This window comes from Aeromonas sp. S2(2024) (genome assembly GCF_041402505.1).
GTDB lineage: Bacteria > Pseudomonadota > Gammaproteobacteria > Enterobacterales > Aeromonadaceae > Aeromonas > Aeromonas media.
On sequence record NZ_JBGLRL010000016.1, the window covers coordinates 16,952 to 29,694 of the forward strand.

The 12,743-nt window shown below is 61.9% G+C and carries 16 protein-coding genes; 10 read left to right on the forward strand and 6 right to left on the reverse strand.

The genetic code is table 11. From position 1 onward, the window contains the following. Position 1: 1 nt before the first annotated feature. Entirely contained in the window at positions 2-904 is a 903-nt protein-coding gene (locus ACB039_RS15430; RefSeq protein ID WP_005332192.1) for a LysR family transcriptional regulator, read from the forward strand. A gap of 147 nt (positions 905-1,051) precedes the next feature. Then, on the forward strand, positions 1,052-1,366 hold the full coding sequence (locus ACB039_RS15435; RefSeq protein WP_025325406.1) for a DUF2007 domain-containing protein: 315 nt from the start codon (positions 1,052-1,054) through the stop codon (positions 1,364-1,366). A gap of 22 nt (positions 1,367-1,388) precedes the next feature. Here the strand turns inward: ACB039_RS15435 and ACB039_RS15440 are convergent, their stop codons facing one another. Next, a complete protein-coding gene (locus ACB039_RS15440) occupies positions 1,389-2,672 on the reverse strand; it encodes a dicarboxylate/amino acid:cation symporter (RefSeq protein WP_043131292.1) in 1,284 nt (427 codons plus the stop codon). Between the two features lie 206 nt (positions 2,673-2,878). On the opposite strand from ACB039_RS15440, the gene ACB039_RS15445 reads away from it, so the two are divergent. Further along, on the forward strand, positions 2,879-3,124 hold the full coding sequence (locus tag ACB039_RS15445) for a YecH family metal-binding protein (protein WP_139750945.1): 246 nt from the start codon (positions 2,879-2,881) through the stop codon (positions 3,122-3,124). A 109-nt stretch (positions 3,125-3,233) separates the two neighbouring features. Beyond that, positions 3,234-3,833: a YhgN family NAAT transporter gene (locus ACB039_RS15450; protein WP_042650554.1), complete on the forward strand. Its 600-nt coding sequence runs from the start codon at positions 3,234-3,236 to the stop codon at positions 3,831-3,833. Positions 3,834-3,863: 30 nt separating this feature from the next. On the opposite strand, the gene ACB039_RS15455 is transcribed toward ACB039_RS15450, so the two are convergent. Then, a complete protein-coding gene (locus tag ACB039_RS15455) occupies positions 3,864-4,868 on the reverse strand; it encodes a LysR substrate-binding domain-containing protein (protein WP_371165981.1) in 1,005 nt (334 codons plus the stop codon). A gap of 281 nt (positions 4,869-5,149) precedes the next feature. Between ACB039_RS15455 and tatA the strand changes: the two genes are divergently transcribed. The 3 genes from tatA (at position 5,150) to ACB039_RS15470 (ending at position 7,320) form a co-directional block, all read left to right on the forward strand. Continuing rightward, positions 5,150-5,311, forward strand: a complete 162-nt coding sequence (gene tatA / locus ACB039_RS15460) for a twin-arginine translocase TatA/TatE family subunit (RefSeq protein ID WP_005323446.1) — start codon at positions 5,150-5,152, stop codon at positions 5,309-5,311. Between the two features lie 14 nt (positions 5,312-5,325). Further along, on the forward strand, positions 5,326-5,628 hold the full coding sequence (locus ACB039_RS15465) for a YfcZ/YiiS family protein (RefSeq protein ID WP_042650556.1): 303 nt from the start codon (positions 5,326-5,328) through the stop codon (positions 5,626-5,628). A 231-nt stretch (positions 5,629-5,859) separates the two neighbouring features. After that, the gene (locus ACB039_RS15470) at positions 5,860-7,320 is read left to right on the forward strand and encodes a lytic transglycosylase F (RefSeq protein ID WP_270824473.1); all 1,461 of its coding nucleotides are present in this window, start codon (positions 5,860-5,862) and stop codon (positions 7,318-7,320) included. Between the two features lie 3 nt (positions 7,321-7,323). On the opposite strand, the gene ACB039_RS15475 is transcribed toward ACB039_RS15470, so the two are convergent. Further along, the gene (locus ACB039_RS15475; protein ID WP_270824474.1) at positions 7,324-7,485 is read right to left on the reverse strand and encodes a hypothetical protein; all 162 of its coding nucleotides are present in this window, start codon (positions 7,483-7,485) and stop codon (positions 7,324-7,326) included. A 75-nt stretch (positions 7,486-7,560) separates the two neighbouring features. Here ACB039_RS15475 and ACB039_RS15480 point away from each other — a divergent pair, with 75 nt between their 5' ends. Next, positions 7,561-8,814, forward strand: coding sequence for a phospholipase D family protein (locus ACB039_RS15480; protein ID WP_371165982.1), 1,254 nt, complete (start codon positions 7,561-7,563; stop codon positions 8,812-8,814). Positions 8,815-9,285: 471 nt separating this feature from the next. Here ACB039_RS15480 and ACB039_RS15485 read toward each other — a convergent pair whose 3' ends face one another. Then, the gene (locus tag ACB039_RS15485) at positions 9,286-10,404 is read right to left on the reverse strand and encodes a fatty acid desaturase (RefSeq protein WP_371165983.1); all 1,119 of its coding nucleotides are present in this window, start codon (positions 10,402-10,404) and stop codon (positions 9,286-9,288) included. Between the two features lie 149 nt (positions 10,405-10,553). Between ACB039_RS15485 and fabR the strand changes: the two genes are divergently transcribed. Together fabR and ACB039_RS15495 are read left to right on the forward strand one after the other, a co-directional pair. Further along, positions 10,554-11,174: an HTH-type transcriptional repressor FabR gene (fabR, locus tag ACB039_RS15490; protein WP_005323438.1), complete on the forward strand. Its 621-nt coding sequence runs from the start codon at positions 10,554-10,556 to the stop codon at positions 11,172-11,174. 19 nt (positions 11,175-11,193) lie between these two features. After that, the gene (locus tag ACB039_RS15495; RefSeq protein WP_042650560.1) at positions 11,194-11,559 is read left to right on the forward strand and encodes a YijD family membrane protein; all 366 of its coding nucleotides are present in this window, start codon (positions 11,194-11,196) and stop codon (positions 11,557-11,559) included. A gap of 33 nt (positions 11,560-11,592) precedes the next feature. On the opposite strand, the gene ACB039_RS15500 is transcribed toward ACB039_RS15495, so the two are convergent. Beyond that, positions 11,593-11,907 (reverse strand): DUF1145 domain-containing protein, encoded by a 315-nt coding sequence (locus ACB039_RS15500; RefSeq protein WP_043131306.1) that lies wholly within the window; start codon positions 11,905-11,907, stop codon positions 11,593-11,595. A gap of 116 nt (positions 11,908-12,023) precedes the next feature. Then, the gene (rsmD, locus tag ACB039_RS15505) at positions 12,024-12,653 is read right to left on the reverse strand and encodes a 16S rRNA (guanine(966)-N(2))-methyltransferase RsmD (protein ID WP_270824477.1); all 630 of its coding nucleotides are present in this window, start codon (positions 12,651-12,653) and stop codon (positions 12,024-12,026) included. Positions 12,654-12,743 lie beyond the last annotated feature (90 nt).

The following is a 12,743-nucleotide window of genomic DNA, read 5'->3' on the forward strand; positions in this document are numbered from 1 at the left end:
AATGGACCTGAACGCAGCCTTGATTCTGGTGCGCATCGTCGACAAGGGCTCCTTCACCGCGGCGGCCCAGGAGCTGGGCATGACCAAGGCGACGGTGAGCCGCCGCATCGCCGATCTGGAGCAGCACCTCGGCGTGCGGCTGCTCTATCGCTCCACCCGCCAGCTCACCCTGACCGAAGCGGGGGAGCAGTATTACCTGCGCTGCAGCAAGGCGGTGGAGGAGCTGGCCCAGGCCGAACTGATGCTGAGCGCCAGTCAGCAGGAGGTGACGGGGACCCTCAAACTGGCGGTCCCCATCGAGACGGGACAGCTGGTGGTGGGGCGGCTGGTGGCCCACTTTCTGCAGGCCTATCCTGGGCTGAGAGTGGATCTGGAGCTGACCAACCGCATAGTGGATCCCATCAGCGAGGGGCTGGATGCCATAGTGCGAATAGGCGACATGAGCGACTCCAGTCTGGCGGCGCGGCGCCTGTGGAGCACGGGACGCCTGCTCTGCGCCAGCCCCGAGTATCTGGCGCGCAGCCCGGCGATCGCCCGGCCCGAGGATCTGGTACGCCATGAGCGGGTCGCGGTGAGCAGCGGTTTTCTCGCCTCACACTGGTGTTTTGAGCGGGATGGCCGGGAAGTGCTGGTGGATCCGCCGTCCCGTTTCCAGGTCAACAACATCACCTGTGCCAGAGAGGCGGCGAAGGCCGGGCTGGGGCTCGCCTCTCTGCCCGCCATGTTGTGCCATGATGAGCTGGCCAACGGCTCCCTGGTGGCCCTGCTGCCGGACTGGCAGCAGCCCAAGGTGCCCATCTATCTGTTGTTTCCCGAGCGGCGGCTGATGCCGCGCAAGTTGAGGGTGTTTATCGATTTTCTGGTGGCCAATGGCCCGGCTTACGGCATCGACAATCTGCTGTGAGCGGCATGGCCGGACATATGAAAATGGCCATTAACCTGAGTACCGGTGGAGGACAGCCACGGCGCAGTGGCTTCGAAGCCGGTATCGAGGGGTCCACCCTCTGGGGACGGGTCGATGATCAGGCAGGCTGTTGTGAGGAAAGGATATATGGAGCAGTGGATTAACTTGTATCGGGCCTCTCACTCCCTGGAGGCGCACGCCTTGAAGGGAGCGTTAGAGGTAGAAGGGGTCAGAGTTCGCCTCAGTGGGGAGGGGCTCTCGGGGGCGCTGGGGGAGTTGCCCGTGGATCTGCTGCAGGTGACCCTGATGGTGTGCGAGCAGGATCGCCGACGGGCAGGCCGGATCATCGAGCGCTACCAGCAGCGCCAGGGCAACGGCTGGTTGTGCGGCCAGTGCGGGGAGGAGAACGGCGCCAACTTCGATATCTGCTGGCGCTGCCATCACGATCCCCAGGATCACTGAGAGCTTCCCCTTCTCCCGTCCCTCAGCGCAGGGTGAAGTCGATGTCCTCACCCGCGCTGGCATCGTGATAGATCGCCAGATCCAGCTCCTTCTCGCTGCGGGCGATCAGCACTGACACCAGGATGTCACCGGAGACGTTGACCGTGGTGCGGGCCATGTCGAGGATCCTGTCTATTCCTGCGATCAGCGCCACCCCTTCCAGCGGTAATCCCACCGCGGTCAGCGTCAGAGTCAGCAGCATCAGCCCGGTGCCCGGCGTGCCCGCCGTGCCTATGCTGGCCAGGGTGGCGATGCTGATGATGGTCAGGTAATCCACCACGTGCAGATCCACCCCGAATGCCTGGGCCACGAACAGCGCCGTCACCCCCTGATAGAGCGCGGTGCCATCCATGTTGATGGTGGCGCCGATGGGCAGCACCTTGGCGGTGATGGCGGGGGAGACCCCCAGCCGGCGCTCGGCGCAGGCCAGGCTGATGGGCAGGGTGCTGCTGCTTGAGCTGCTGGTGAAGGCCACCGCCTGGGCGTCGACGATGCTCTTGAAGTAGTGCAGCGGATTGAGGCGGGCCAGCAGGATCAGCAGGCTGCTGTAGACTCCGAGCACATGCAGCAGGCAGCCGAGGTAGACGGCGCCGATCACCTTGAGCAGGGGCAGTAGCAGGCTCACCCCGTATTTGCCCGTCATCCAGGCCATCAGGGCGCAGACGCCATAGGGGGCCAGCGCCATCACCATCTGGGTCAGCTTGAACATCCCCTCCGCCAGGGAGGTGAAGAACAGAATGGCGGGGCGGCCGCGCCGCCCGGTGGCATTAAGGGCCAGGGCGAGGGCCACTGCAAACACGATCACCTGCAGGATCTTGCCATCCACCATGGCTTGCACCGGGTTGTGGGGCACCAGATGACTCAGCACGCTGGCCAGGGTCGGTTGCACCATCACGCCGGTCCGCTCGTAGGGTCCCATATTGGCACCCATGCCGGGTTCCAGCAGCCAGCCCATCACCAGGCCGATGCAGATGGCGACGGCGGTGGAGCAGAGGTAGAGACCTATGGCCTTGCCGGCGATCCGGTCGAGGGTCTTGCCCTTGAGCAGGGCGGTGAGACCGGCGATGACGGAGCAGAAGATGAGAGGCACCATCAGCATCTGTATGGTGTTCACGAACAGGACGCCGATGGGTTTGAGCAGCAGTGCCTGCTCGCTGAAGCCGAGCCCGAGCCCGATCCCGGTCAGCATGCCGAGCAGGGTCTTCAACCAGAGTGGGCGGCGGGTCCAGATCCGCCAGGGCTTGAAGACCAATCCATGGAACAGCATGACGCCAATGTCCTTATTTTCTGTCTGCGATGGCAAAGGGGCGCTAGTGTAGCCATCCCCCGATCAGGTTGCCACATTATCGACAAAGGGAGGCTCCCGGCCAGCCTGGGAGCGCTAAAAAAGGCGTTTTGTTGGCTTACATCAAGATCGGGAGACGGGGTTCAGGCTCTAATTGACATCTGACATGATGATTAAAGAGGTTTGAGATGTCCCAGTCGATACACGGTCACGAAGTGATGGAGATGATGCTGGAAGAGGGGGGCCATTTTACCCGGGCCAGCCTCAAGGAGGTGATTGAGGCGCGCTTTGGCGCCGATGCCCGTTTCCATACCTGCAGCGCGAGCGAGATGGATGTGGAGGCGCTGATCGACTTTCTGGCCAAACGCGGCAAGTTCATCGAGTCCGAACAGGGCTTCCAGACCCGGGCCGACAAGGTCTGCAACCACGGCTGATCCCGCGGCGAGCGCACCGGGGCGCTCGCCGAATCCCGTCTCCTTTGTTATATTTCGCCCTCTCCCCCCTCTGTTAAAGGCTTGGCCTGGGCAACGCCCGGGAACCTGTATGGATACGTTCTCCGCTGCCGTCATGTTGTTTCTGATCATGGATCCGCTGGGCAACCTGCCGGTCTTCCTCTCCATCCTGCGCCATGTCGATCCCAAGCGGCGGCGCAAGGTGATGATCCGCGAGCTGCTGTTCTCCTTGGGCATCATGCTGGGCTTCCTGTTTGCCGGTCAGCAGATCCTGAGCTTCCTGAACCTGCGTCAGGAGGCGGTCAGCATCGCCGGGGGCATCATCTTGTTCCTCATCGCCATCAAGATGATCTTCCCGAGCCCCGGTGGCGTGACCGGGCTGGCGGCGGGGGAGGAGCCCTTCCTGGTGCCCATGGCCATTCCCATGATAGCGGGCCCCTCCATCCTGGCCTCCCTGCTGCTGCTGGCGAACCAGGAGCCGACCCGGATGGCGGACTGGTCCCTGGCCCTGCTGATGGCCTGGGGCGCCAGCGCCGTGATACTGATGTTCTACGAGCTGTTCAACAAGCTGCTGGGTGAGCGAGGACTCACCGCCGTGGAGCGGCTGATGGGTATGCTGCTGGTGATGATCTCGGTGCAGATGCTGCTGGATGGCGTGCACCACTATCTGGCGGTGACGGGCAAGGGGTAAGAAGAAAGGGGCTGCCTGGCAGCCCCTTTCTTATTGTGCGTCCATGACGGCCAGCGCCTCGTCCGCGCGGGACGGGTCGCCGGGCGGGCTCTCCAGCTTGCCCATGATGAGGGCGAGCAGGGTCTCCCGCAGCCAGCGATGTCCCGGATCCTCCTCGTGGCGCTGATGCCAGATAAGCAGGTGGGAGATGCTGTCGAGGGCGATGGGCAGCGGCAGCGGCACCAGCGGATAGACCTGGGTCGCGTGACGGGCATAGAGCCGTGACAGGGTCACTATCATGTCCGAGTGCATGCCCATGCGCAGCGCCGCCTCGAAGGAGGGCACGGTCGCCTCGATACGGCGATAGAGATCCTGCTCCGCCAGCTTGTGATCCAGCATCCAGCGGTCGCGCCCCTCGCAATAGGTCTGCACGTGGGGATAGGCCAGGTAGCGGGGGAGATCCCACTCGTGTTCGCGCAGCGCCGGATGATCCCGCTGTACCAGGCAGGTGAGATCATCGATGGCGAGCAGTCGCTGGCAGATGGCGTTGGGCAGGGTATCCAGCCTGAAATCCGAATTGATGCAGTTCTCACGCACCGTGAAGGCGATGTCCACCTGACCCTGGCTCATCTCGGTCAGGCTGTGCTCTGTCCACTCCTCGTAACGCAGCCGGATCCCCGGTGCCTGACGCTTGAGCTCGCTGAGGTAGAGCGGCGCGAACAGGGTGAAGGCGCTGTCCATGCTGGCGATGACGAACTCCCGCTCGGTGCTGACGGGATCGAAGGCGGGGGGCTGGATCAGGTTGTCCAGCGACAGCAGTATGGGTTGCAACTGCTGCTGCAGATCGAGGGCGCGCGGGGTGGGGTCCAGCCCGTAGGCTGAACGGACGAACAGGGGGTCGTCGAAGGTTTCCCGCAGGCGGCCCAGCGCCTTGCTGACGGCCGACTGACTCAGATGCAGGCGACGGGCAGCCCGGCTGCCATTGCGCTCCTCCAGCAAGACTTGCAGGATAATCAATAGATTAAGGTCTATGCGCCCGAGCTGTTCCAGCAACATGATATGAATCCTCTTCAATTCTTAGATGAATTTATACCATTTGTTTTCATATCTTGGCGACCCTATGCTCGAACTGTCTCTCGCCTTCATGGCGGCTGGTACAGGATGTAGCGGTTGAGGGGACAAGTAGCACCGACTCATACGGCGGCCAAAGGTCGCCGTATCTTTTTATGTCTTTTGACGATTTTCCTGCCAACTTGCGCCTGCCTTGATTTTGCCCAACAATCGTTGCGCCTTCTTTTGATACAAACAACGGGTATCTATCTGTCAGGAGTCGCCCTATGGGACTTGGTGGAATTCATATCTGGCATCTGTTGATCCTGCTGGTGGTCGTCGTCGTGGTGTTTGGCAGCAAACGCCTGGCCGGCGCCGGTGAGGATCTGGGCACCGCCATCAGGGATTTTCGTAAAGCCTTGCGTGACGATGAAGTACATCCGAAATGAGTAGGAGTGGAAGTATGTCTGTAGACGAAAAAGTGGAATTGAATGAAACCTGCGACAGCTGCGGCTGTTTCGCCGAGATCGGCACCATCATAGGTGAAGGCGACGATGTGATGGAGCTGGTGATCGAGGCCGCGGCAGAAGCCGACGCCCGTGCCAAGCTGGCAGCCTATGAGGCGCTGGCCAAGCAGGTGACCGCCGAAGCCGTGATCGACAGCGAACTGACCCAGGGCGCAGACGGCGTGATCCTGAAGGCCCGCCTGCAATTCACCTGCACCGCCGAGAAGCTGATTTTCGAGATGCGTGCCCGCTCTATCTGAGCCCCTGATGAGACGGCAGGCTTGCCTGCCGTATTGCGTTGCCCCTCGCCTTTTCCCTCTCTTTGCGTTGTATAGTGAGTTATCCCACGACGTTCCGGTTCCAGTCCGGCACGCGTCGCTCTGGTGCAGAGGGGTGACCTGATACCCTGATGGCACTCTGTCATCTGTTCCAGGCCTTGTCTTGGCGGGGAATCATCCGGTTCGAGTCGACCCACAGAAGGTGACTACATCATGATGCGATGGCTTTGGGCCCTGTTGGTCTTCTGTTCTCTCCCTCTGCTGGCGGCGGATCTCGGTTCCCAGCCTGGTGATGCCCCTTCGCGCGCTGCGGACGTCAAACCCAAACTCCTGCCCCAACCCGGGGATCTCGAACACATACTGCAAAAGAAGGAACTCAGGGCCCTGGTGGTCTATGAACGGGGCTTCTTCTTCTTCGACAAGGGTGCCCAGTACGGCATCCTGGTCAATCAACTGCAAGGCTTCGAGCGCTGGTTGAACCAGACCTATCTCGCCAGGGAGAAGCTCAAGCTCAAGATCATCTACATCCCGGTGCGTCAGGACAAGTTGCTGGACTATCTCACCGAGGGGCGGGGGGATCTGGTGGCGGCCAACCTGACGGTGACGCCGACCCGGCGCGAGCAGGTCACCTTCTCCCAGCCGCTCATCTCGCCCATCGAGGAGTGGGTGGTGAGCCAGCGGGAGCTGACGGGTTTCAACCGCATCACCCAGCTCTCCGGTCGGCGGATCTGGGTACGGGCCAGCTCCAGTTATTACGAGAGCCTGCATCAGCTCAACTGGCTGTTCCGCGAGCTGGGGCTGCCCCCCGTCTACATAGAGACGGTGCCCGAGTACCTGCAGGACGGGGATCTGCTGGAGATGGTGGCGGCCGGCATCATACCGCTGACCGTCACCGACAGCTTCAAGGGACGGATCTGGCTCGACATGATAGGGGGCCTCAAGGCCCACAAGCTGATCCCGCTGCGGGACAAGGGACGCAGTGCCTGGGCGCTGCGCAACAACAGCCCCGAACTGCTCAAGGCGGTGAACGCCTATATCTCGGAGTCGAGCAAACGCACCCTCTACAGCGACATGACCCTGCGCCGCCTGATGGCCCAGAGTGACCAGATGAGCAACATACTGGCACCGGATCCCCTGGGGCGGCTGTCGACCATCCGCAAGGTGCTGGAAACCCAGGCCGACAAATATCAGCTCGACTGGCTGATGCTGGCGGCGCTGGCCTACAAGGAGTCGGGGCTCAACCCCAATGTCCGCTCCCACCGCGGGGCGGTCGGCATCATGCAATTGCTGCCGAGCACGGGGGGCGAGGTGGGGATCCGCGGTGCCAGGCTCACCAGCCTGGAAGGCAATGTGGAGGCGGCCTGCCGTTACATGCGGCTCATTCTCGATACTTACTTCAACGATCCCGGGATGGACAGGCTCAACCGCCACCTGTTCGCCCTGGCGGCCTACAATGCGGGCCCGAACCGAGTGCAGGCGCTGCAGGCCAAGGCGAGGGAGAGGGGGCTGGATCCGAACGTCTGGTTTGGCAACGTGGAGCAGCTGGTGGCCAACGAGGTCGGCCAGGGGCCCATCAACTACGTCGGCACCATCTACAAGTATTACGTAGCCTACCGCTTCAGCCTGCCCCAGCTGGAGGGCAAATCCGAGGCCATAGAGGCGGCGCAGCCCTGAGCGTCAGTGCCGGTCGGAAAGGCCATCCTCACGCGCAAGGGGGAGGGTCTCCCAGTCCTGATCCCGGTGCTGCTGGTACCAGGGGGTCAGCAGCCTGGCGGGAGTGGGATCCGGCTGGCTGGCCTGTGGTCGCTGGCTGAGGGAGGGGTGGTCGCGCAGTTCCATCATCGACTCCTTGACATGCTGCAATCGGGGCGGTTGTCTGGGTTATGCCACCGCCTCATGACAAGGAGATGACCCTTGCTCACCGCCGACTTTGCTTTGCTCGACGATCCCGGCACCGCCCTCAAGGCCCGCTGCCAGCTGATCCGTGGCGCCCGCAGCCGGATCCAGGCCCAGTATTACAGCTGGGAGGAGGACAGCAGCGGCAAGCTGCTGCTGTCGGAGTTGCTCCATGCGGCGCGGCGCGGGGTCCGAGTCCAGCTGCTCATCGACGACCTCTATGCCGGCGACAATCGTTTCCTGGAGGTGGTGGCGGCAGAGCCCGGCATCGAGGTTCGCCTGTTCAATCCGTTCTGGCTGAGGGGCTGGCGTCCCCTGACCCTGCTGCTGGAAGGCCTGCTCAGCTTCCGTCGCATCAACCACCGCATGCACAACAAGCTGCTGCTGGTGGATGGTCGCGAGGCGGTGATCGGGGGTCGCAACATCGGCGATCGTTACTTCGGGCTGGGTGCGTCCCCTCACTTCGTCGATCTGGATCTGGTCTGCCGTGGCCCCCTCTGCCGCCAGGTCGAACAGGGCTTCGAGTTGTTCTGGCGCAGCCGCTGGAGCCACCCCATCCGGCGCCTGTTGCGGCGCCCCCTGCTGACCGCCGAGATCCACGTGGTGAACGATTTCCTGCTCACCCTGACCGACCCTGTGGTGGCCATGGTCTACGATCTGCCCGCCAGCCTGTTCGATGGGGTGCCGGTTCCCCTTGGCTGGCATCCGGGGTTCGGAGAGTGCTGGTTTGACCGGCCCGGCAAGGGATTGATCTCCCGGCCGACCACGGCGCCCCGCCTGGGACGCAAGCTGGCGGGCAATCGGGAGACGCTGCGGTTGGTAAGCCCCTACCTGATCCTGACCCGGAGCCTGCGCCGCCATCTCAAACGACAACGCCTGGCGGGGGTTGGCATCGAGATCCTGACCAACTCCCTGGCCAGCACTGATGTGCCTCTGGTGTATGGCGCCTATCGGCGCCACCGCCCCTGGCTGGAGCGGCAGGGCATAGTGCTGGCCGAGCTGGCGGGTGAGGCCCACAGTCTGCATGCCAAGCTGATCCTGATGGGGGAGGAGGAGGCCCTGCTCGGCAGCTTCAATCTGGATCCCCGCTCCCTGATGCTCAACACCGAGCTGATGTTGCATCTGCGCTGCACGGCGCTCTGTGCCGAGCTGAGGCACTGGCTTTGCGGGTGGCAACAGGCAGCGGCGCATCCTGTGGTGGCGCCCCCCTCGACGCTGCGGCGTCTGCTGGCGCGACTGAGCGACTGGTTGCCGTTGCACCCCTGGCTGTGAGAGGGGCCTGGCTTGTGCGAGATCTCGCAAAGCCTTGTGCGCCTTCGAGGATAACGTTTGCCATCCAAAACCGGATTGAGATTTTATCGTATTGTTTTTAATCACTTTATATCTGGTGGTGAACCCTGATGCTGTTACCCGGTCTGCATAGAGGTCCGTATAAAACGGTTTTTTATTTTAATTAACTGCGTAGTATTTCGGTTGCAAGGACAAACACGGCGGCTCGCCTGCCGTGTGGGTGAAGGGGGTAAGGGAATGGGTCGGCCGGAGTGTTCTGGCAGATACTGCGGATCGGGAGCGGAAACCCGTGATGCGGAAAAGATCCCCGTTATTGCCGGATCCCAATACGGAACATGCTATTTGCGAGGGGGTGACATGCGAGTGTCGCCCCATTTTTTTGTTTCTCGCCTTTGGGGCGCATACAAGAAGACCGCCAGCAGGCGGTCTTCTTGATCCGGGCTCCTGAGCGTCTCAGGCGATGCCGGCCAGCAGGCGACTCCAGTTGCGTTTGGCAACGAGGAAGCCATCCCGCAGGTTGCGATATTCCAGCTGCAGCTTGAGCCTGTCGTAGCGCGCCAGCGCCTTGCGCTTGCGCTGCTCCAGCAACTGCTTGCGGTTGGCGTAGTAGTGCTGGATCTGCAGGCTCAGCTTGTCGTACTCCTCCTGCAGCAGCGCCTGCCACAGCTCCCTGTCATCCTGTTTGTGCAGTCTGGCCTGGGCGCGTTTGAGCTGCATCTCCAGCCTGGCCTGCTCGATCCGCTCCTCAGGGCAGGATCTGAGATCCCTAGCCAGCCCGCACCAGGCGGCGATGCGGATCAACCACTTGGTGGGATCGAACTGCCACCAGCGGATGCCGTTGCGGTAGTCGTTCTCGAACAGGTGATGGAAGTTGTGATACCCCTCGCCAAAGGTGAAGAAGGCCAGGATGCCGTTGTCCCGGGCGCTGTTGCGATCGGTGAAGGGCTGGCTGCCCCAGATGTGGGCCAGGGAGTTGATGAAGAAGGTGGTGTGATGGGTCATCACCATGCGCAGCACCCCGGCGAGCAGCAGCATGCCGAGCAGATCACCATGGATCAGACCGAACAGCAGCGGGATGCCGATGTTGGTGGCCAGGGTCAGCGCCAGATAGTGCCTGTGCTGGAAGGCGACCACGGGATTGTTCTGCAGATCCCGCACGTTGCTGTAGTCGTGGTAGATCTCGCGCTGGTATTCACGCAGCATCCAGCCGATGTGGGAGTACCAGAAGCCGCGGCCCGCGCTATAGGGATCCTTCTGATTGTCATCCACGTGGCGGTGGTGACGGCGGTGATCGGACGACCAGTGGAGTGCCGAGTTTTGAAGGGCGAGGGCACCGCCTATGGCGAAGAACCATTGCAGGGCCGGGTGGGCCTTGTAGGCCTTGTGTGACCAGAGTCGGTGGTAGCCGGCGGTGATGGAGATGCCGCAATAGCAGAACAGCAGCAGGAAACTGCTCCACTGCCAGAGGTCATAGCCATGGGTCAGGCCGTACCAGGGTACCGCAATCAGTGCCGTCAGCCCGGAGAGGGCAAACAGCAGGGTGTTGGTCATGATGATCGGGGGGCGGTCCATTTCACTCGGCTCCATTCAGCGAACAGCTGTCCACTATTCTCCATTGAGCCGGAATGCGGGTCAATGGTAAAAAAGTCGGAGACAAACCTGATCCAGGCCCCGCCTTCGGGTTATCATCTGGCCTCGCTAATCGCAAGGTGACTGTTTTCGTGGGTATTCGCGCGCAACAAAAAGAAAAGACCCGGCGTACGCTGATCGACGCGGCGTTCAGTCAACTCTGTGCCAACCGCAGCTTCTCCAACCTCAGCCTGCGGGAAGTGGCCAGGGAGGCGGGCATTGCGCCGACCTCCTTCTATCGTCATTTTCGCGACATGGAAGAGCTGGGGCTGACCCTGGTGGACGAGGGCGGCCTGACCCTGCGCCAGCTGATGCGCCAGGCGCGCCAGCGCATCGCCGGTGGTGGCAGCGTCATCAGCACCTCGGTGCAAACCTTCATGGAATTCGTCGAAAACAACCCGAACATCTTCCGGCTACTGCTGCGCGAGCGCTCCGGTACCTCTGCGGCGTTTCGCCAGGCGGTGGCCCGCGAGATCCAGCACTTCATCGCCGAGCTGACCGATTATCTGGAGGCGACCACACAGGCACCACGGGAAGAGGCCTACATCCAGGCCGAAGCCATGGTCACCATCGTCTTCAGCGCCGGTGCCGACGCCCTCGACATGACACCCGAAGAGTGCCGGGCCCTGTCGGAACGCACCATCAGCCAGTTGCGAATGATCGCCATGGGCGCCGAGGTTCTGAACCGCAAGCGCCGCGAATCTCTCTCATAAGTCAAGGATGGACAGTCCCATGCATGAATCGAACGCGATCCCGAAGAAACCCCTGCTGCTGGCCCTGCTCATCGGCATCTGCGGTGATGCCTTCCTGTCGGTGCTGACCGAGTCGGTTGTGCCCTTCTCCTTCTTCCCCCTGATCGCCCTGTTGTTGGCGGCCTACCAGCTCTATCAGCACTATCGCCACGAGCCCATGGTCGGCAATACCCCCAGTTGTATCCTGCTCTGCTTCTTTATCGGGGTGTTCGGCCATTCGGCGCTGCTCAAGGTGCAGTACCCGGAGCTTGGTAGCAACTTCTTCTCCCTCATCGCCATGCTGCTGCTGCTCGCGGTGCTCTCCATCAAGCTCGGGATCAGCCTGGGGAAAAAAGCGAAGGAGTGACGCATCACTCCTTCTGGTTCGATTTGCCGGTGGTTAGTCGACCCTGGGCGGCGTTTCGCCTCTCTGTCTGGCATCTATGATGGCTTGCAGCTTGGCCCGGATCTCCATCATGCCGAACACGCCGAAGATCAGCACCTGAGTGAATTCGAGGCGAGTGACCGCGAAGTAGGGCTTGCAGGCGGCCTTGATCATGCTCGCCTGTACCCAGTGCATCAGGATCACGATGACGCCACAAACCGGCAGAAAGCCGTTCAGTTTGCCCGGCAGGGTGCCCAGCAGGGCGAGCACCACGCCGAACCAGAAGAACAGCAACACACCCATCGCCAATAGATTAAACACCCGCTTCATCGTCTACCTCCCGTACATAGAGTTGATAACAGACCTGACCGGCCTGCTTGTCCTTGAGTCGTTGCCCTGGTTGACGAGGAGGGGCATAGCGCCCACCTCCCGTACCTACCCGGTATTTAAACCGCAGCGTCATCCTGGATGTCTCGCAGATAGAGCTGATAGCAGACCTGACCCGCTTGTTTGTCCTTGAGTTGTTTCCAGCTGGCAGGAAGGGGCAGATCGCTCATCTCTTTTTCTCGTTCAAGATAGATGAGGGCATTCGGCGCCAGCCAGCCGCGCTGTTCCAGCAGATCGCACACCTGGGGCAGCAGTTCACGGCGAAACGGCGGATCCAGGAACACCAGATCGAAGGGGGTGGCGGGGCCTTGCAGCCAGCTTACCGCATCGGCCTGGATCACCTGTCCCTGGCTTGAACCCAGAGTGAGCAGGCTTTTCTTGAGCTGATCGGCGGCCCCCTTGTCCATTTCGACCAGGGTGACCTGCTCGGCGTAGCGCGACAACGCCTCCAGCCCCAGGCCGCCGCTGCCGGCAAACAGATCGAGACAGCGGGTGCCACGGACATGAGGGGCCAGCCAGTTGAAGATGGTCTCCTTGACGCGATCCGTGGTGGGTCTGAGTCCGTCCACATCCCTGACCGGCAGTTTACGGCCCTTCCACTGGCCGCTGATGATTCTTACCACGCCCGCTCGCCCCTGGGGGGCTGGGCTCTTGCTCGGGCTGTTACGGCTGGATTTCACTCTGGGCATCGCGTTTCGTCGTCAGAAAATAAAGTGGTAGTATAAGGCGGTTCATTTTTATGCCGACCCGCCGAGGGACGGCTATCTTAGCAGTCAGCC